The sequence below is a fragment of the Acidovorax sp. ST3 genome (assembly GCF_003231145.1).
GTDB lineage: Bacteria > Pseudomonadota > Gammaproteobacteria > Burkholderiales > Burkholderiaceae_C > Acidovorax.
This window is the reverse complement of the sequence record NZ_QKVP01000006.1, coordinates 437679-457028: the sequence shown is the minus strand read 5'-3', so window position 1 is coordinate 457028 and position 19350 is coordinate 437679. Positions and strand designations below refer to the sequence as shown.

Genomic DNA, 19350 nt, shown 5'->3' with positions numbered 1-19350 from the left:
CCGGCATTCGGAGTGGAATGAGCGCTCCTTGACCGAACGCAACCCCGTTTCAGCCCGCAACCCAAATCATCGGCCCCCATGAAACGCGAACCCCAGCCCCCTCTCCACCCCACCGCTTCCCTGCAGCCCATCAGCCTGGATGTGCTGAGCGAGAAATACCTCAAACCCGGCGAAACCACGCCCGACGAGCTGTACCAGCGCGTGGCGCGGGCCCTGGCTTCGGTCGAAAAGCCGGAGCTGCGCGCAAAGTACGAGTCCTTATTCCTCGCCAACCTGAAGGCGGGCGCCATTGGCGCGGGCCGCATCATGAGCGCGGCGGGTACCGACATCCAGGCCACCCTCATCAACTGCTTTGTGCAGCCCGTGGGTGACTGCATCCAGGGCGTGGACGACGAAGGCTTTCCGGGCATCTACGAAGCCCTGCGCGAGGCGGCCGAGACCATGCGGCGCGGCGGTGGCGTAGGCTACGACTTCTCGCGCATCCGCCCCAAGGGCGCGCAGGTCAAGGCCACGGCCTCCATGGCGTCGGGGCCGTGCAGCTACATGAACGTGTTCGACCAGTCCTGCTCCACGGTGGAGAGCGCGGGCGCACGCCGGGGCGCGCAGATGGGCGTGCTGCGCATCGACCACCCGGATGTGCACGAGTTCATCACCGCCAAACGCACGCCGGGCCGCTGGAACAACTTCAATGTGTCGGTCGGCGTGTCGGACGCGTTCATCCAGGCCGTGCAGAACAACGCCCCGTGGGAGCTGGTGCACAAGGCCCGCCCCGGCGCCGCCCTGCTGGCCCAGGGCGCCCGCCAGCGCGCCGATGGCCTGTGGGTCTATGCCACCGTGCCCGCGCGCGAGCTGTGGGACACGATCATGAAGTCGGCCTACGACTTTGCCGAGCCGGGCATCCTGTTCCTGGGCCGCATCAACGAAGACAACAACCTGCACTACTGCGAAGACATTGCGGCGACCAATCCGTGCGGCGAACAGCCGCTGCCGTCGTATGGCTGCTGTGACCTGGGGCCCATCATCCTCACCCGCTTTGTGCGCCACCCCTTCGGGTTTGGCGGCGTGGCCGCGTTTGACTTTGACGCCTTCACCCAGGCCGTGGCGCTGCAGGTGCGCGCACTCGACAACGTGCTGGACGTCACCTACTGGCCGCTGCCGCAGCAGCGTGACGAGGCCATGGCCAAACGCCGCATTGGTGTGGGCTTTACCGGCATGGGCAACACGCTGGCCATGCTGTGCCTGCGCTACGACCTGCCCGAGGGCCGCACCATGGCCGCGCGCATTGCCGAGTGCATGCGGGATGCGGCCTACGCGGCGTCGGTGGACCTGGCGCGCGAGAAGGGCGTGTTCCCCAAATTCGACGCCACCGGCTATCTGGCCGAAGGCACCTTCGCCAGCCGCTTGCCCGAGTCGCTGCAGGCGGCCATCCGCGCGCACGGCATCCGCAACAGCCACCTGCTGTCGATTGCCCCCACGGGCACAGTGAGCCTGGCCTTTGCTGACAACGCCTCCAATGGCATCGAGCCGCCGTTCTCGTGGATGTACAAGCGCAAGAAGCGCGAGTCGGACGGCAGCACCACCGAATACGCGGTGGAAGACCACGCCTGGCGCCTGTACCGCGAGCTGGGCGGCGATGTGAATGCGTTGCCCGACTACTTTGTCTCGGCCCTGGCCATGTCGGCGCAGGACCACATCGCCATGATGGAAGCCGTGCAGCCTTTTGTGGACACGGCCATCTCCAAGACCGTGAACATCCCGGCGGACTACCCCTACGAGGACTTCAAGGACCTGTATCTGCAGGCCTGGCGCGCGCGGCTCAAAGGCCTAGCCACTTACCGGCCCAACAGCATCCTGGGCTCGGTGCTCGAAACGCATGCAGAACCTGCACCAGCGCCTGCCGCCGTGGCAGCGCCTGCGCCCGCCGCGCCGCCCGTGGACCCGATGCGCACCGTGATCGAGAGCCGCCCGCAAGGCGGCCTCTCCGCCGTGGCCGAAAAGCTTGAATACTGGACGCAGGAAGGCCACAAGACGCTGTACCTCATCGTGTCCTTCCTGCCCGTGCCTACGGGGGTGGGCAACCGTACTGTGGACCGTGCCATTGAGTTCTTCATGCCTGTGGGCCAGAGCGGCGAGTCGCAGCAGTGGATCACCTCCAGCATGCGCCTGCTCTCGCTGGCCGCGCGGGGCGGTTTTCTGGAGCGAGCCTTGAGCGACATGCGCAAGGTCGCCTGGGACCGGGGCCCCGTGCGCCTGGGCACCCACCGCAAGGACGACGGCACGCTGGTGCCCATGTGGCACGACTCCGAGGTGGCTGCCATGGCCTACGCCATCCAGAACATCCTGGCGCGCCGCGTGGCCGACCCGGTGCAGCAGCAACTGCCGCTGGACGAGCCCACGCCACCGCCTGTGGCCGTGCCCCAGGCCATGGCGGGCAAGAAGTGCAGCGAGTGCGGTGCCCATGCGGTCATCCGCAAGGACGGCTGCGACTACTGCACGCAATGTGGGCACCTGGGGAGCTGCGGATGAGCCGTGGCAGCCTACACGGCCTGTCCCGGTGTGCCTTGTTGTTGACGCGGTAAGCATTCCGAGGATTTCCCCATGTCTGTGATTCCCTGGCCGTTGAACCCTTCGTCCCGTGCGCAGCCGGCTGCGGCGCGGGCCAGTGCGCCGGACGATGTGGCCGGGCTGGCGGCAGCGCTGATCCAGTCGCGCCAGACCATCCTGCCCAAGCGCCTGGGCGGCCCTGGCCCCAGCGCGTCCGAGCTGGCGCAGATCCTCCAGGCCGCAGCCCATGCGCCAGACCATGGACAGCTGTTGCCCTGGCGCTTCATCCTCGTGCCGCAGACCGCACGTGCGCCATTGGCCGATGTGTTTGCGCAAGCCCTGCTGGAGCGCGACCCTGCTGCGACCGCCGAGCAGGCCGCGCAGGCAAGCGAGAAGGCGTACCGCTCTCCGGTATTGCTGCTGGCCGTGGTGGATGCGGAGCGGGGCGACGCCGAAATCGATCTGGCCGAGCGCACCGTCTCTGCGGGCTGTGCCGTGCAGAACATGCTGCTGATGGCGACGGCGCAGGGCTACGGCTCCGCGCTGACCAGCGGCAAGGCGCTGAAGGCGCCCAGCCTGCGGGCCTTGTTCCAGCTGGCTGCCTCCGAGCAGGCCCTGTGCTTCATCAGCATTGGCACCGTGCTGTCGCGCAAGGCGGTGCGTGCACGCCCGGCGGCCGGTGCCTATGTGAGCACGCTGGATGCCGAGCGGGGCGTGGTGCCCGGTTTTTGAGGTGCGCTCGTGGCCCCCAACCTTTCATTGATTGCGAGACCTTTGCATGGATATTTCCAGTTTTGACGACCTGCTGCAGGCTGCACGCATGCAGCCCGAGCCACAGCGCCTGCTGTTCGTCTTCGCGGCGGTGGAACTGCCCGATGACGCCACCCCGGCGCAGCGTGCGCGCTTTGAGGCCGGGCAGGGCGGTGCCCTGGTGCCGCTGATGTGCGTGGACAAGACGCCACAGGAGCTGGCATCGTTTGACGCGCTGGTGGCCGAGGCCCGCCAGTTCACCGCCCCAGGCCACGACTGGGCCATCGTGTTTGCGGCGGCGATGTCCGGCACGCTGAACAAGCCTCCCACCAGTGCCGACGCTGAGGCGCCCTTGCAGCGCATGGTGGATGCCATCAAGGGCGGTGCGCATGGGGCGTTCATTCCGTTCGACCGCCAGGGCCACCCTGTGCGGTTTGGCTGAATCGGGCCATGACACGCGCCATGACACCGGCTTCCGTACCTGCGTCCGCACCCGCATCTGCTGCTGTGCCACGGCATCTGCCCGGCTTCAGCGCGCCTGCCGTGGGTTTTGAGCAGCCGTTTGCCATGTTGGAGGCTTGCCACGAGCGCGTGCAGCGCACGCTGGGGTTGCTGGGCCGCTTGCGGGAGCATGTGCGGCAGCAGGGCGTGGACCACGACGCCCGCCAGGCCGCGCGCGATGTGCTCCGCTACTTCGATATCGCGGCGCCGCTGCACCACCAGGACGAAGAGCTGCATGTGTTCCCCCTGTTGCTTGCCAAGGCAACGCCCGAGGTCCAGGCGCTGGTCACCCGCCTTCAGCAGGACCACGTGGCCATGACCGCCGACTGGGCGGCGGCCCGCGCCGGGCTGCAAGCCTTGCTGCACGAAAACGCGACCGGCTTCACGCCCCTGGACGAGGCTGCGCTGGACCGTTTTGCCAGGCGGTATGGCGCCCACATCGCGGCCGAAGAAGGCGTGGCCTACCCCGCCGCTGCCGCTTTGCTGCCGCCTGCCGCCCTGGAGGTGATGGGGCGTGAGATGGCAGCGCGGCGGGGCGCTGCCTGATTGCTATCAAAAATATAGCTGCTTGGGCATATTCGACTAGCGCATCAGGCCGCTGGGGCTGAAATTTTGCTGTTTGCCACCCGTCAGGGCGCCTGAGCACCCGGTGCAAGCTGGCCGTTGCCCGGTGGCGATGCCAGCCGTTCCGTCTGGGCAGCGCCTGCACGGCGGCCAGGGCGGTAGGTCGCGCGATACTGCGGGGTTGCGCGCGCCTCCCGCCGCGTCCGTCTGTCCGCCTGCCTGCCTGTCGTTCTCCGTATGCGCCCCCTTTTCATTGTTCGCACCGTGGCCACCTTGGCCCTGGCGTGGGCCGCTGCTGCTGCCTGTGTGGCCCTGCAGACCCCGCTGCCCTGGATGATCGGCCCGCTGCTGGCCACCTCCGTCGTGTCGATGGCCGGCGGCCCCACCGAAAGCTGGGGCCCGCTGCGCAATGCCGGGCAATGGATCATTGGTGCTGCCCTGGGCCTGTATTTCACGCCCCAGGTGGTGGCGCTGATTGGTGGCCTGTGGTGGGCCATCGTGCTGGGCATTGTGTGGGCGCTGTTCTTGGGCTGGCTGTTTGGCGCCTGGCTCTACCGTGTGCACGCGCCCCGCATGCACGGTGTTCCTGCGCCGATGCTGCGCGCCACCAGCTACTTTGCCGGCGCGATTGGGGCAGCGTCCGAGATGACCTTGTTGTCCGAGCGCGAAAACGCACGCACCGACCTGGTGGCCGCCAGCCACAGCCTGCGGCTGCTGATCGTTACGGTGACCATTCCGTTCGCGCTGCAGTTCAGCGGCCTGCACGGCCTCGATATCCTGCCGCCCACGCTGCGGGTGGTGAACTGGCCGGGGCTTGCGCTGATGGCGCTGCTGACCGGGGCCGGGGCGCTGCTGATGGACCGGCTGGGCCGCGCCAACCCGTGGTTCATGGGGGCGATGCTCGTGTCCATGGGCTTGACCATGGCCGGCCAGAGCCTGTCGGCCGTGCCCCAGGGCATGGTCAACGCCGCGCAGCTCGTGATCGGGGTGAGCCTGGGTGTGCGGTTTCGCGCGGAGTTCTTGCACACTGCGCCGCGTTGGCTGGCGTCGGTGGCGCTGGGCACCGTGGGGCTGATGGGCGTGTGCGCCCTGTTCGCCGGTGCCCTGGCCTGGGCCACGGGGCTGCCCTGGGTCACCTTGCTGCTGGGCACCTCGCCCGGCGGCATCACCGAGATGGCCATCACGGCCAAAGTGCTTCAACTGGGCGTACCGGTAGTGACGGCGTTCCAGGTGTGCCGACTGATTGCGGTGCTGATGCTGGTCGACCCGCTGTACCGGCGGATTTATCCGCCCAGCGCACCCGAAGGTGCGGCGGGCTGAGTTAACGCGCGGGCCTTGGACGTGGCGTCAGTGCACCACCACCGGGTGTTGTGCCAAGCCCGCATAGCGGTCCAGCGCGTCTTCCACTTCTTCCTGGGTCGGGGTTTCGCGCTGCCAGGCCAGGATCTGTTCCTGGAACATCTCGGCCCAGGAGCCGTCCAGGTACACCTCCTTGCCGGAGCGCTTGTCCACGATTTCAAAACCATGGCGTGCAAGCTGGGGAACGGCGGGGGCAGTGTCGTTGAGCACCTGGGTGCTCTTTTTCTCCACGGCGTCGGGCAGCATATGGACCACCACGAAGGATTCTGAGTCGTAGAGCATGTGCATCGTGTTCCCCTTGTCGATATAAACGTCAGATGACAGCGGGCGCGCAGAGTTCAAGGGCCCCGGGGTAAGCCTCGGTTTTTGTTCCCTGCTGCGTTGCAGTATTTCATGAAAAACGGAGCACGCCGGGTTCGTGGGGCTTTTTTGCCCGGATGGCGCTTGGGCGCAACACTCCGTGCAGCGCAAGCGATCGCAGGCAATGCTCAGGGCGGGCCACTGGCACGCAGCAACAGGTCGGCGAAATCGCCGTTGGCCTGGGTGAGCTTGATGCGCACGGGCAGGTAGCCCAGCCCCGGGGCCACCCAGAGTTCGGCCTTTTGGTCGTAGTCCTTGCGGGGCAGGCGCAGAAGCTTGAGGGCGGGCGTGGGCCCGGCGGGCAGGTCCAGGGTTTCGGGGCCTTCCACGGTGAAGGTCCAGCGGTCGGCGCTGCGGGCGCTCACCGTGGTCAGCGTGATCTGCGTGCCAGGTACAAAACGAGCCGGGTCTGCGGCCAGCATCGCGCCCAGCTGGATGAACAGGCTCAGGCGGTCCTGCACGCCGGGGCCTGCCGCCGCATCGGGCGTGTTGGCGCTGAAGGTGACGCGGCCCTTGGTGTAGTCAAAGTGCGCGGCCTGCTCGCTGCGGGATTTGTCGGAGAACTTTGCGGGCAGCAGTCCTTGCTCTGTGACCGTGCCCACGCTGCGCTGCGTGCGGGTGCCCACCAGGAAGGCGCTGATCTCCTGGCGCGCCTCGTAGTGGTTGCCGTCGTGCTGCCACAGCAGCTCGGCCCGGGCGCTGTAGGCGAACTTTTTGGCCTGGCCGCTCACGTCAAACGCGAGGCGCGTGGGGGCAGGCATGCGCACGGGCGGTGGTGGGGCGCTGGCACTGCGGCCGGTGCCTCCGGGCGGGCGGATGTCCACACCTGTGCCGGTTTGGGTGTCCTCGGTGGCCGGCTCTGCAGGGGCGGCTGGAGCCGAGGCTGCAGGTGCGGGCGCCGGAGCGGCGTCGTTGGCATGCGTCTCAGGGGGGGCACTGGCCACGGTGGTTGCTGCACCAGTGTCTGCAGGCGCGTCGGCCCCTGCGACGGGAGCCGCTGTCGGTGCGGGTTCGGGACGGTCCAGGGCTGCAGGGGCTGGAGGGGCTGGAGGGGCTGGAGGGGCTGGAGGGGCTGTAGGGCGCTTGGGGGCGGGCGCCTTTTTGCGGGGTGGAGGTTGCGGTGCGGCAACCGGCACGGCGGTCACGCCGGGGGGCGCCACGGCTGGTGGAGGCGTCGCGGGCGCAATGCTGCGCGTACTGAACACCTGGCGGGACGGCTGCGCAGGGCTGTCCCAGACCAGAGGCACGCCGCTGAGCACCAGCCAGTGCAGGGCCAGCACCAGGGCCGTGATGAAAACCAGCGCGCGCCGTGGCATTTTGTCCGTGCGTGGCGGGGCCGTCAGGCGCTGCCCGCGCCCAGGTCGCTGGACAGCTGGGCCGCCGCCGCGCGCAGCGGTGCATCAATGGCGCCGCCCCACTCGGGGTCGAAGGTGGCGATGGAGCCCAGCGTGGTGATGCCCAGCTCCAGGTGGCCGTCGGCGTCGAACACCGGGGCGCAGAAAGCGACGATGCCGGGCAGCAGCGTGTCCACCACGCGGGCGGCGCCGCGCTCGCGCACCTCGGCCAGCAAGGTATTCACTTCGGCCATGGTGGCGGGCAGATCGGTGCGGCGCATCTTCACGGCGCGGGCCAGTTCTTCTTTCAGCAGCGGCGCCACCACCTCGGGCGACATGAAGGCCGCAAAACACCGCCCCGTGGCCGACGACAGCAGCGGCATCACATCGCCCAAGCGCAGGTTGGCGGTGACGGCCTGGGGCGATTCCTCCCAGTGCACGATGGTGGGGCCATGGTTGCCCCAAACGGCCAGCGCCAGCGTGTGGCCGATGGTTTCCATCAGCGCTGGCATGCGCTCGCGGGCCAGGCGCACGCCATCGAGCCGCGTCAGCGAGGCCAGCCCCAGCTTGAGTGCGGCGGGGCCCAGGTCATAGCGCGCGGTGCGCGGGTCTTGCGTGACCAGGCCCAGACGCTGAAAGCTCACCAGATACCGGTGCGCCTTGGCCGCGCTCATGCCCGCCGAGGCGGCCACGTCCTTGAGCATCAGCGGTCCGCGCGAGCGTGTCAGCCCCTCCAGCAGGGCAAAACCCACCTCGACCGATTGAATTCCTGCACGTTCTTTGTCCATGTGCACTAAAATTTGCGAGTTTTGTTTAGTTAAATCAATTTACCCAAGCGTAATTCGTGTTGGGTGAAACCTTCAACCCCTTGAGACAAAGGTCCTGCCACCATGAAACTCGCTACCTACAAAGACGGCTCGCGCGACGGCCAACTGGTTGTCGTCTCCCGCGACCTGGGCACGGCCCATTATGCGACCGGCATTGCCAGCAAGATGCAGCAGGTGCTGGACGACTGGGGCTTCCTGTCGCCCCAGCTGCAGGACCTGTACGACCAGCTCAACAGCGGCCGCGCACGCCACGCCTTCCCCTTCGACCCGGCCCAGTGCATGGCCCCGCTGCCCCGCGCCTACCAGTGGGCTGACGGGTCTGCGTACATCAACCACGTCGAACTGGTGCGAAAAGCGCGCAACTCCGAAGTGCCCGAGAGCTTCTACACCGACCCGCTGATGTACCAGGGCGGCAGCGACGACTTCATCGGCCCCTGCGACGATGTGGTGGTGCCCAGCGAGGCGATGGGCATCGACTTCGAGGCCGAGATCGCCGTCATCACCGGCGACGTGAAGATGGGCACCAATGCCGACCAGGCGCTGGACGGCATCCGCCTGGTGATGATTGCCAACGACGTGAGCCTGCGCAATCTGATCCCGGCCGAGCTGGCCAAGGGCTTTGGTTTCTTCCAGTCCAAGCCCGCCACCGCCTTCGGCCCCGTGGCCGTGACGCTGGATGAGCTGGGCGACGCCTGGGACCACGGCCGCGTGAACCTGACCGTGCAATCCACCTGGAACGGCCGCAAGGTCGGCATGTGCGACGCCGGCCCCGAAATGACCTTCCACTTCGGTCAGCTGATTGCCCACATCGCCAAGACACGTAACGTGCGCGCCGGCTCCATCGTGGGCAGCGGCACCGTCAGCAACAAGGGCGTGGAGCAGAACGGCCGCATGGAATGGCCCAAGGGCTACAGCTGCATCGCCGAAAAACGCTGCATCGAAACCATCCAGGACGGCAAGCCCAGCACCGAGTTCATGAAGTTCGGCGACACCATCCGCATCGAGGTGAAGGGCAAAGACGGCGCCAGCCTCTTTGGTGCCATCGACCAGACCATTGCCGCACCGGCCGCCTGAGGCCCTGCAGCGCAAAATTTGAATAAAACCGGCTGCATGCGCTAGTTGAATATGCGCTGGCAGCTATCAAATTCATAGTATCAAGGAGACAACCCCATGCAACGCCGTACCCTCTTGTCCGCCCTGGCCGCCGCAGGCGCCACCACCGCCGCGCCTTGGGCCGCCGCCCAGTCCGCCTGGCCCGACCAGCCTCTGCGCTGGGTGGTGCCGTACCCCGCCGGTGGCGGCACCGACGTGCTGGCCCGTACCGTGGCCGAGGCCATGCGCCAGACGCTGGGCCAGCAGATCGTGGTGGACAACCGTCCCGGCGCGTCCACCAACATCGGCGGCCAGATGGTGGCCACTGCCAAGCCTGACGGCAACACCTTCATGTCGGCCGACAACGCCATCCTGGCCTACAACGAACACCTGTTCACCAAGCTGCCGTTCAACCCCGAAAAGGACTTCACCTACGTGGGCGGCATCAGCCGCTTTCCGCTGGCACTGGTGGTGAACCCTGCGTTTGAAGCCAAGACGGTGAAAGAGTTTCTGGCCTACGCGCGCGCCAACCCCGGCAAGCTCAACTACGCCTCGCCCGGTAATGGTTCGCCACATCACCTGGCTATGGAGATGTTCAAGAACCGCACCAAGACCTTCCTCACTCACATCCCCTACCGTGGCGCCGCGCCCGCGCTGCAGGATGTGATGGGTGGCCAGGTGCCCTGCATGTTCCTCGACTTGGCCGCTGGCCTGCCCGTGATCACCTCGGGCAAGGTGCGCGCGCTGGCCATCGGCTCGGCCAAACGCGTGGCCGCGTTGCCCGACGTGCCCACGCTGGCCGAAGCCGGTGTGCCTAACACCGAAGTGTTCGCGTTCCAGGGCATCCTGGCGCCCGCCGGGCTGCCCGCTGCCATCACCACACGTTTGAACACCGACCTGAACAAGGCGCTGCTCAACCCCGCCGTGGTCAAGCGCATGAACGACTTTGGCATGGAAGCCCTGCCCGGCACGCCGGAGCAGTTCCGCGCCATGGCACGCGCCGAGTCCAAGCGCTGGGGCGAGATCATCAAGGCGGCAGGCGTCAAACTCGACTGACCCCCTGGGCGGCTGCGCCGCTTCCCCCCACGGGGACGCACCCGGTGGCCTGGCAAAGTCAGTTCCACGGGTGCACTCGCCTGGCGACGCGCCCTCTGCGGAGGGTACAGCGGTGTTTCTTACTCCGGCAGGTGGCACACCGCTTCGATGTTGTTGCCCTCGGGGTCGATGACAAACGCGCCGTAGTAGTTCTCGTGGTAATCTGGCCGCAGGCCCGGGGCTCCGTTGTCTTTGCCCCCGGCTTCCATGGCGGCGCGGTAGAAGGCATCGACCTGGGCCCGCGTGGTGGCCCGCCACGCCAGGTGGCAGCCCGTGGTGGCGGGCGGGCCACCGTAGGGCGAGGGGCCGTCAATGAACCATACATCGGCCTTCTTGCCGTCGGGCTCGGACGGCGCCGGGTAGGCAAAGCCCAGCATGTTCGAGCCGTAGTTGCCCTCAAAACACAGGCTGTAGCCCAAAGGCGCAAGGGCGGCGGTGTAGAACGCCTTGGTGCGGGCGATGTCGGTGACGCGGAAGGTCATGTGGTCCAGCATGGGAGGTCTCCTCGGGTTGTGAGCCCCGTTTTATACCCAAATACTGTTTATAAATACAGTATTTTTGCAACCTGACACACCATCCACCGCGTTGATGGCGCTGCACCCCTTGCGTGGCCCGCAGTTCGTCAGTTCCACCCCTCCAGCACCAGCTTGCCCCGCGCCTTGCCGCTCTCGATGAGCGCATGTGCGCGCTTCAGGTTCTCGGCATTGATGGTGCCAAAGCGCTGGTCCAGCGTGGTGCGGATCAGCCCGGCGTCCACCAGCTGCGCCACCTCGGTCAGCAGGCGGTGCTGGCCGATCATGTCGGCGGTGCCGAACAGCGCACGCGTGAACATCAGCTCCCAGTGCACCGACACCGACTTGCGCTTGAACTTCGTCACGTCGAGCGACACCGGGTCGTCGATCAGCGCGAACTGGCCCTGGGGCGCAATGGCCTCGACGATCTGGTCGAAGTGCGCGTCGGTCTGTGTCAGGCTGACGATGATGTCCACCGTGGGGTGGCCGATGCGCGCCAGCTCCTCAGTGAGCGGCTCGCTGTGGTCGATGACGTGGTGGGCGCCCAGGTCGCGCACCCACTGCTGCGTTTCGGGGCGCGATGCGGTGCCGATGATCGTGAGGCTGGTCAGCCGCGCCGCCAGCTGCGTGAGGATGGAGCCCACGCCGCCGCTCGCGCCAATGATGAGCAGGGTCTTGTTCGTGGGCTGCTTGCCGGGGGCCACACGCAGGCGGTCAAACAGCAGCTCCCACGCGGTGATGGTGGTCAGCGGCAGCGCGGCGGCTTCGGCAAAGTCCAGCGACTTCGGCGCATGGCCCACGATGCGTTCATCCACCAGGTGCAGTTCGCTGTTGGTGCCGGGGCGGGCGATGGAGCCTGCGTACCAGACGCGGTCGCCGGGCTGGAACAGCGTCACCTCGGGCCCCACGGCGCGCACGATGCCGCTGGCGTCCCAGCCCAGCACCTTGTAGTCGGGGCCGTCACCGCTGCGTGAGCTGCTTTTGCGCACCTTGGTGTCTACGGGGTTCACTGAGACGGCATGCACTTCCACCAACAGATCGTGGCTCGTGGCCACCGGGTCGGGCAGGGTGATGTCGAGCAGCGACTCGGGGTGGTCGATGGGGTGAGCGGTTTGGTAGCCAACGGCTTTCATGGGGAGGTCCTGATTGTCAAAGAAGGGTGCCCCGATGATGGGTTTTGCGAAATTGTTTTTAAATGGGGTGCTGATTGAATCCATCTTCAATCATTGTTTGTAAATAAACCCATCCGCACTCAAGGCACGCCATGAAAAGCCTGCAAGACCTCGACATCTTTGTGCGCACCGTGGACAGCGGCAGCCTCTCGGCCACGGCGCGTGCGCTGGACCTCACGCCCGCCGCCGCGAGCGCCGCGCTCAAGCGGCTGGAGGCCGAGCTGGGCGTGGCGTTGTTCGTGCGCTCTACGCGCAGCCTGCGGCTCACGCAGGAGGGCGCGCTGTTCCTGGAGCATTGCCGCCCCGCGCTGGCGGCGCTGCAGCAGGTGCAAGGCCAGCTAGCAGGCGGGCGCGCCGGTGGCTTGCGCGGCACGCTGCAACTGGCCGCGCCGTCGGACTTGGGGCGCAATGTGCTGCTGCCCTGGCTCGATGCCTTCCAGGCCGAGCACCCGGCCATCGATATCCGCCTGCAGCTGGCTGACCGCGTGGCCAACGTCTACAGCGAGCCGGTGGACGCCGCCTTCCGCTACGGCAAGCCGCAGGATTCGAGCCTGGTCGCACTGCCGCTGGCCGCCGACCACCGGCGTGTGCTCTGCGCGGCGCCCGCCTACCTGGCTGCGCACGGCATGCCCGGCACGCCCCACGCACTGGCCGCGCACGAGGGCCTGTGCTTCATGCTGGGCGAGGACGTGCACGACCGCTGGCGCTTCTGGGACGCCGCAGGCCAGGAGGTGGTGGTGCGCGTGCGCAGCCGCAACGTGGCCAACGATGGCGATGTCGTGCGCCGCTGGGCCGTGCTGGGCCGGGGCATTGCGTACAAGTCGTACTTTGATGTGGCTGATGATCTGGCCGCCGGGCGGCTGGTGCCGCTGTGCCCTGGCTGGACCACCGAGGCCGTGCCGCTCTTTCTGGTTGCCCCCAGCCGCCGCCAGTTCACGCCGCTGGTGCGGGCGCTGCGCGACTTCGTGGCCGGGCGCCTGCAGGCGCTCATGGAGCGGGCGCCACACTGAGCGCTAGCAGCAACCGCATGCGCTGCGCCGACCTGCCGCACGAGGCTCTGCCAGCAGCAGGGCTATCGCACACGCGACCGGCGCCGCCCACCCGTGCGCCGCACAATCGCGCCCTTGCTGCCGCCACCGAGCGCGGCGAACCCGCTGCGCAGCCAAATGCCCGGTGCTGCGGCAACGCCATTGACGGAGAAAGACGATCATGCTGAATTTCGACTTCCACAACCCCACCCACATCGCCTTCGGCCAGGGGCGCATTGCCGACTTGGCCAAGCTCGTGCCCGCTGCCGCCAAGGTGCTGATCCTGGTGGGCGGCGCCAGCGCCGAAAAGACCGGCACCCTGGCTGAGGTGCGCGCCGCGCTGGGCGAGCGCCAGCACGCCACCTTCAGCGGCATCGAGCCGAACCCCAGCTACGAAACCTCCATGAAGGCCGTGGCGCAGATCCGCGAAGGCGGTTTTGACTTCTTGCTGGCCGTGGGCGGAGGCTCGGTGATCGACGCCACCAAGTTCATCGCCGCCGCCGTGCGTTTTGAGGGCGCCGACCCCTGGGCCATCCTCGAAAAGCACGGCCGCAACATCCAGGGTGCCATGCCGTTTGGTTCCGTGCTCACGCTGCCCGCCACGGGCTCGGAGATGAACAACGGCGGCGTCATCACCCACCGTGCCAAAGGCGCCAAGCTGTCGTTTGGCAGCGTGCACACCTACCCGGTGTTCTCGGTGCTCGACCCCACCAAGACCTACACCCTGCCGCCCCAGCAACTGGCCAACGGCGTGGTGGATGCGTTTGTGCACACGGTGGAGCAGTACCTGACCTACCCGGTCAACGCGCCCGTGCAGGACCGCTTTGCCGAAGGCATCCTGCAAACACTGATCGAAGTGGGCCCGCGCCTGCTGACCGCCCCTGAGCCCGTGTACGACGACCGCGCCAACCTGATGTGGGCCGCCACCATGGCGCTCAACGGCCTGATTGGCGCGGGCGTGCCGCAGGACTGGGCCACGCACATGATCGGCCACGAGCTGACGGCCCTGCACGGCATCGACCACGCGCGCACCCTGGCCATCGTGCTGCCCGCGCTGCTGAACGAGCGCCGGGTGGCCAAGCGCGCCAAGCTGCTGCAGTACGGCGAGCGCGTGTGGGGCATCACCACCGGCACGGATGATGAGCGCATCACCGCCGCCATCGAGCGCACGCGCGATTTCTTTGAAAGCATGGGCATCGCCACGCGCCTGTCGGGCTACGGCCTGGGCGGCGACACGGTGACCGCCGTGGTTGCGCAGCTCGAAGCGCACGGCATGGTGACCCTGGGCGAACAGCGCGAGATCACGCCCGCCGTGAGCCGCCGCATCCTTGAAGCCGCGCTGTAAGTGGCCTGCCCGGCGCCATCAATAACCTTGGGGCCGGGTTTGGTTTGCGCGCGTGGGTTAGAGTAAATCCTGATCTTGCGGGAGAGAGGGGCGTGCACTGCCCCCGCCGAAGGCGCAAACTCCCATCATCGCTCAGGCACACCGGACCGCAAGAGACCATCGCCGACTGGAGAGAGGCCGCCGCACCGCGCAACGCGGGCGGGGTCCACCGAAGGGGCTGGCTGCCACCGCAGCTGAAACTCTCAGGTAACAGGGACAGGGGGAGAGGCGCCGCAGACCCGCTTTTGCGCGGGCGCTGCCCAGCCAGAGTTCCCTCCGATGTCCTCCTCACCCCCTATTGCTGCGCCCGCAGCAGTGCCTCCAAAAAAGCGCTCGGCGCTGAAGTTCCTCTGCGGGTTTCTCGCAGGGCTCGTCCTGGCCGGCAGCGCCGGAGGGGCCTATGTGCTGCACCTGCTGTGGCAGCAGCTGCCACCGTGGACCACCTGGCCGACTACGACCCCCGGCTGCCCCTGCGCATTTATGCCGCCGACGGCAGCCTGCTGGCAGAGTTTGGCGAAGAGCGCCGCGAATTTGTGCCCATTGGTCAGATACCGCTGCACATGCGCCAGGCGCTGCTGGCGATTGAGGATGCGCGGTTTTACGAACACGGCGCGGTGGACTTCACGGGTCTGGCACGCGCCGCGCTGCGCAACGTGGTGACGGGCGAGCACGCCCAGGGCGCCAGCACCATCACGATGCAGGTGGCGCGGGTGTTCTTTCTGAGCAGGGTGAAAACCTACAGCCGCAAGCTGATGGAGATCCTGCTGGCCTACAAGCTGGAGGCCACGTACAGCAAGGACAAGATTCTGGAGCTGTACATGAACCAGATTTATCTGGGCGAGCGGGCCTACGGGTTTGCGGCCGCAGCCTCGGTGTACTTCGACAAAACGTTGGACGAGCTGACGGTGGCCGAGGCCGCGATGCTCGCCGGCCTGCCCAAGGCCCCTTCAGCCTACAACCCCGTCGTCAATCGCGAGCGCGCCACCGTGCGTCAGCAGTACATCCTGCAACGCATGCACGCGCTGGGCTACCTGGACACCGCCTCTTACGACGCGGCCAGTGCCGAGGTGCTCACGTTTCGCACGCAGCCACGTTCCATCGACCCCGCCGCAGCGTTTGCCGTGGAACAAGCGCGCAAGATGGTGGTGGATCGGTTTGGAGAGGCTGTGTATTCGCTGGGCCTGGATGTGGTCACCACCCTGCGCGTGGCAGAGCAGCAGGCCGCCACGCGCGCGCTGCGCGCCGGGCTGCTGCGCGCGCAAGCGTCGCTGGGCTATGCGGGCCCCGAGGCCCGCTTACCGCACACCGAGGCCGCCCGAAACGGCCACCCCCGGGCCCTGCGTGCAGCGCTGGCGCCGTACCGGGACAGCGGTGAACTGCGTGTGGCCCTGGTGCGCGAGGCGTCGCAGGCGGGCGGCATTTCCGCGCTGCTGCGCGACGGCACGCGCGTGCAGATTCCGCGCAGCCGGCTGACTGCCAGCGCCCGCGAGGCCTTGGCGCCCGATACGCCCCCGCAGCGGCGCATTGCACCGGGCGCGGTGATCCGCGTGGTGGTCGACGTACGCCAGCAGTGGAGCCTGGCGCAGCTGCCCGGCATGGAAGGTGCGCTGGTCTCCATGGACACGGACACCGGGGAGATTCTGGCGCTGACCGGCGGCTTCGACCAAGCACTAAACCAGTTCGACCACGCGGTGCAGGCCCAGCGCCAGCCCGGCTCCACCTTCAAGCCCTTCATCTTCTCTGCTGCGCTGGAGAAGGGCTATGCGCCGGGCACGCTGGTCGACGATACGCAGCGCGTTGTCATCCCCGCCGCACGGGGGCGCGCCGCCTGGCGCCCGCGCAACTACGGCGGCCAATACGAGGGCTTCATCTCGGCGCGGCGTGGCCTGGTGCTCTCCAAGAACATGGTGGCCGTCAACCTGATGGAGGCGGCGGGCGCGCAATATGTGCAGCAGTTCGCCACCCGCTTCGGTTTCGACCCCGCGCTCAACCCGTCCCGGCTGCCGCTGGCGCTGGGCGCAGGTGCCGTCACACCGCTGCAGCTCACGCAGGCCTACGCCGTGTTCGCCAACGGTGGCACGCTGGTGCAGCCCCGGCTGATCCGCAAGGTGAGCGAGCGCGGCGGCGAGGTGCTGTACGAAGCTGGCGGCCCATCGCCCCGCACCACTGCGGTGTCCGAGCGCAATGCCTTCGTGCTCGACAGCATGCTGCGCGACGTGGTCGAGCACGGCACCGGCAGGCGGGCTAAGTCGCTGGGCCGCCCTGATGTGGCGGGCAAGACCGGCACCTCCAACGACGCGCGGGACGCATGGTTTGCGGGCTATTCGTCGGGCGTGGCCTCGGTGGTGTGGATCGGCTACGACCAGCCGCGCAGTCTGGGCCGGCATACCGGCGGCACGCTGGCGCTGCCGGTATGGACCGACTATATGGCTGTGGCAGTCCAAGGGCGACAGCCGGTGCTGCGCACCCTGCCGCTGGATCTGATGCTTTTTGGCGACGACTACCTGTACCCCGAGTACGTGTTTGGCACTTGCGTGGACGACCGTACCGCGTTTGTGCAGAGCCCCTTTGAGTGCAGCCACTGGCGCCGTCCGCAGCCCGAGGGCTCGTTGGATATGGGGTGAGAACGCATCTGGCTCCTGGTGGGCAAGCGCTAGGTGCTACGTACTGTGGGGCGATTGTTTGCTGTAGCACCCTTGTGCCTTTGGCAATCGTTACGTCCCTCTCCTGGCGCATTTCGCGCCGCACAGCCGCGTTTCGTCGCAGGGCGATGGAGCCCGCCGGTTGCGCCACCTACAGTGCCGTCAAGCCGCCCCTCTGGGTGGCATTTGACGAAAGGCGCACCGTGACCCTCATCCTCCTCCTGGCCCTCCGCTCTGCATGGCGCACGGCCCGTGCCCCGCTGCTGGCGGCTTTTGTAGCACTGCTGGCCTGGGCCACGCCGGCATCGGCCCAGTACGCCGGGCTGCGCACCCTGGTGGTCCCGGGCGTCGAGCCGGTGACCGTGGCGCTGTTCTACCCCACGCCGGTGGTGGCGCGCACCCAGCCCATGGGCCCATGGCGGCCCGTGGTTACGCCGGGGGCGCCGGTGGCAACCACGCCCCTCAAGGGCCTGATCCTCATCTCGCACGGCACCGGCGGCCATGAGCTGGGCCACCACAACCTGGCCACGCGCCTAGCGGCCGACGGCTATCTGGTGGCGGCGCTGCGCCACCCGGGCGACAACTGGGAAGACCGGTCGATGATCACCTCCGGCCGGTACTTCAGCGAACGCCCCCGCCAGGCGAGCCGCGTGTTGGATGCCCTGCTGGCCAGCCCTGAATGGGGCCCCCGTATACCGGCCGGGCGCATTGGCGCCGTGGGCCACTCGGCGGGTGGCTATACCGTGCTGGCACTGGCCGGTGCCCAGGCCGAGCCCGCCCGTGCGGCGCAGCACTGCCGCAGCGTGTCGGACGACCCCGGCTTTTGCAGCCTGGGCAAGCTCCCGAGCCGTGCCCAGTCTGTTCAGGCCGCACCGGCTGCTGCAGCGTCCGCGCAGGTCCCCGCCGCCGCGCAGGATGGTCCGCTGGTCTCCGTGGCAGACCCCCGCATCCGTGCCGTGGTGGCCATGGCACCCATGGCCGTGGTGTTCACGCCGGGCAGCCTGAAGGCCATCAGCGTGCCCGTGCGGCTCATGGTGGCCGAGCGCGATGCCGTGCTCACCGGCAAGTACCACGGCGGCTACGTGGCGGCGAATTTGCCTGCTGCACAGGCCAGCACGGTGCCGGGCGCGGGCCACTTTGCCTTCATGGCCCAGTCCGTCTGGCCGCTGGCATCTGAGGCGGGAGACGCTGCCGCCAACCCCGAGGGCTTTGATCGCGTGGCCTACCACGCCACGCTGGAGAACGAGGTAGCGGAGTTTCTGGACCGGCAGCTGCGTTGAAGGGCGAAGGCGTGGCACGCACGGCCGCGCCGCGTTGTAAGCCAATGCCGCAAACCTGCCCGTATAGCGGGACAAGATGCGCGACGGCTGCTACGGTGGTGGTTTGGTTTTCCGATTCACCCCCTACAGAAAGCGACCTCCATGGCACACATCCTCATGGTTCTCACATCTCACGACCAACTGGGCGATACCGGCAAAAAGACGGGCTTCTGGCTGGAAGAGTTTGCCGCCCCGTACTACGTGTTCAAGGACGCCGGCGCGCAGATCACGCTGGCATCGCCCCACGGCGGCCAGCCGCCGCTGGACCCCAAGAGCGATGACGAAAACGCCCAGACCGATGCCACGCGCCGTTTCAAGGCCGATGCCGAAGCGCAGAAGCAGCTGGCCAGCACCGTGCCTTTATCCAGCGTGAAGGCCGGGGACTTTGACGCCGTGTTCTACCCCGGCGGCCACGGCCCGCTGTGGGACCTGGCCGAAGACCCGCAGTCCATCGCCCTCATCGAAAAGACCTTTGCCGCAGGCAAGCCGCTGGCGCTGGTGTGCCACGCCCCCGGCGTGCTGCGCCACACCAAGGCGCCCGACGGGTCACCGCTGGTCAAGGGCAAGAAGGTCACGGGGTTTACCAACACCGAAGAGGACGCGGTGCAGCTGACAAAGATCGTGCCCTTCCTGGTGGAAGACATGCTCCAGGCCAACGGCGGCGTGTATTCCAAAGGCCCTGACTGGGCGCCCTATGTGCTGACCGATGGCACGCTGATCACGGGGCAGAACCCGGCATCGTCCGAGCAGGGCGCACACGCGTTGCTGAAGCTGTTGGGGTAAGGGGCCGCGAAGGAGCCCTGCATGGCCGCAGATCCTGCGCAGAACGGGTGTTTGCGCAGGTTAAGGGCCAAAATGGCTGCAAGC

16 protein-coding genes, 1 pseudogene and 1 riboswitch are annotated in these 19350 nt (G+C 67.6%); of the genes and pseudogenes, 12 read left to right on the top strand and 5 right to left on the bottom strand.

Annotation, left to right across the window (positions count from 1 at the left end; genetic code table 11):
* Window positions 1-78 precede the first annotated feature (78 nt).
* The 5 genes from DNK89_RS20835 (at window position 79) to DNK89_RS20815 (ending at window position 5679) form a co-directional block, all read left to right on the top strand.
* Complete coding sequence (locus tag DNK89_RS20835) at window positions 79-2526, top strand: adenosylcobalamin-dependent ribonucleoside-diphosphate reductase (protein ID WP_110961659.1); 2448 nt, start codon at window positions 79-81, stop codon at window positions 2524-2526.
* Between the two features lie 72 nt (window positions 2527-2598).
* Window positions 2599-3276 (top strand): nitroreductase, encoded by a 678-nt coding sequence (locus tag DNK89_RS20830; RefSeq protein WP_203422395.1) that lies wholly within the window; start codon window positions 2599-2601, stop codon window positions 3274-3276.
* A 46-nt stretch (window positions 3277-3322) separates the two neighbouring features.
* Window positions 3323-3736 carry a hypothetical protein gene (locus tag DNK89_RS20825; protein WP_060984223.1) on the top strand — a complete coding sequence of 138 codons (414 nt, stop codon included), beginning with the start codon at window positions 3323-3325 and terminating at the stop codon, window positions 3734-3736.
* A gap of 20 nt (window positions 3737-3756) precedes the next feature.
* Window positions 3757-4341 carry a hemerythrin domain-containing protein gene (locus DNK89_RS20820; RefSeq protein WP_110961658.1) on the top strand — a complete coding sequence of 195 codons (585 nt, stop codon included), beginning with the start codon at window positions 3757-3759 and terminating at the stop codon, window positions 4339-4341.
* A gap of 255 nt (window positions 4342-4596) precedes the next feature.
* Window positions 4597-5679, top strand: a complete 1083-nt coding sequence (locus DNK89_RS20815) for an AbrB family transcriptional regulator (protein ID WP_110961657.1) — start codon at window positions 4597-4599, stop codon at window positions 5677-5679.
* A gap of 27 nt (window positions 5680-5706) precedes the next feature.
* Here DNK89_RS20815 and DNK89_RS20810 read toward each other — a convergent pair whose 3' ends face one another.
* From DNK89_RS20810 to DNK89_RS20800, 3 genes are all read right to left on the bottom strand, one after another.
* The gene (locus tag DNK89_RS20810) at window positions 5707-6006 is read right to left on the bottom strand and encodes a DUF3567 domain-containing protein (RefSeq protein WP_060984226.1); all 300 of its coding nucleotides are present in this window, start codon (window positions 6004-6006) and stop codon (window positions 5707-5709) included.
* 200 nt (window positions 6007-6206) lie between these two features.
* Window positions 6207-7394: a DUF3108 domain-containing protein gene (locus DNK89_RS20805; RefSeq protein WP_110961656.1), complete on the bottom strand. Its 1188-nt coding sequence runs from the start codon at window positions 7392-7394 to the stop codon at window positions 6207-6209.
* 23 nt (window positions 7395-7417) lie between these two features.
* Window positions 7418-8200 carry an IclR family transcriptional regulator gene (locus DNK89_RS20800; protein WP_015012292.1) on the bottom strand — a complete coding sequence of 261 codons (783 nt, stop codon included), beginning with the start codon at window positions 8198-8200 and terminating at the stop codon, window positions 7418-7420.
* Window positions 8201-8302: 102 nt separating this feature from the next.
* Between DNK89_RS20800 and DNK89_RS20795 the strand changes: the two genes are divergently transcribed.
* The gene (locus tag DNK89_RS20795; protein WP_110961655.1) at window positions 8303-9313 is read left to right on the top strand and encodes a fumarylacetoacetate hydrolase family protein; all 1011 of its coding nucleotides are present in this window, start codon (window positions 8303-8305) and stop codon (window positions 9311-9313) included.
* 96 nt (window positions 9314-9409) lie between these two features.
* Complete coding sequence (locus DNK89_RS20790) at window positions 9410-10387, top strand: tripartite tricarboxylate transporter substrate binding protein (RefSeq protein ID WP_110961654.1); 978 nt, start codon at window positions 9410-9412, stop codon at window positions 10385-10387.
* A gap of 119 nt (window positions 10388-10506) precedes the next feature.
* Here the strand turns inward: DNK89_RS20790 and DNK89_RS20785 are convergent, their stop codons facing one another.
* Window positions 10507-10920: a VOC family protein gene (locus tag DNK89_RS20785; RefSeq protein ID WP_060985098.1), complete on the bottom strand. Its 414-nt coding sequence runs from the start codon at window positions 10918-10920 to the stop codon at window positions 10507-10509.
* Between the two features lie 128 nt (window positions 10921-11048).
* Window positions 11049-12071 (bottom strand): zinc-binding alcohol dehydrogenase family protein, encoded by a 1023-nt coding sequence (locus tag DNK89_RS20780; RefSeq protein ID WP_110961653.1) that lies wholly within the window; start codon window positions 12069-12071, stop codon window positions 11049-11051.
* A gap of 131 nt (window positions 12072-12202) precedes the next feature.
* Between DNK89_RS20780 and DNK89_RS20775 the strand changes: the two genes are divergently transcribed.
* The 5 genes and pseudogenes from DNK89_RS20775 (at window position 12203) to DNK89_RS20755 (ending at window position 19266) form a co-directional block, all read left to right on the top strand.
* On the top strand, window positions 12203-13120 hold the full coding sequence (locus tag DNK89_RS20775) for a LysR family transcriptional regulator (RefSeq protein WP_110961652.1): 918 nt from the start codon (window positions 12203-12205) through the stop codon (window positions 13118-13120).
* 199 nt (window positions 13121-13319) lie between these two features.
* Window positions 13320-14483, top strand: a complete 1164-nt coding sequence (locus tag DNK89_RS20770) for an iron-containing alcohol dehydrogenase (RefSeq protein ID WP_110961651.1) — start codon at window positions 13320-13322, stop codon at window positions 14481-14483.
* Between the two features lie 68 nt (window positions 14484-14551).
* Window positions 14552-14642, top strand: a riboswitch (glycine riboswitch).
* A 159-nt stretch (window positions 14643-14801) separates the two neighbouring features.
* Window positions 14802-17146 (top strand): annotated as a pseudogene (locus DNK89_RS20765) (penicillin-binding protein 1A).
* Window positions 17147-17367: 221 nt separating this feature from the next.
* Window positions 17368-18444, top strand: coding sequence for a hypothetical protein (locus DNK89_RS20760; protein ID WP_238990883.1), 1077 nt, complete (start codon window positions 17368-17370; stop codon window positions 18442-18444).
* 141 nt (window positions 18445-18585) lie between these two features.
* Window positions 18586-19266: a type 1 glutamine amidotransferase domain-containing protein gene (locus DNK89_RS20755; protein WP_110961649.1), complete on the top strand. Its 681-nt coding sequence runs from the start codon at window positions 18586-18588 to the stop codon at window positions 19264-19266.
* Window positions 19267-19350 lie beyond the last annotated feature (84 nt).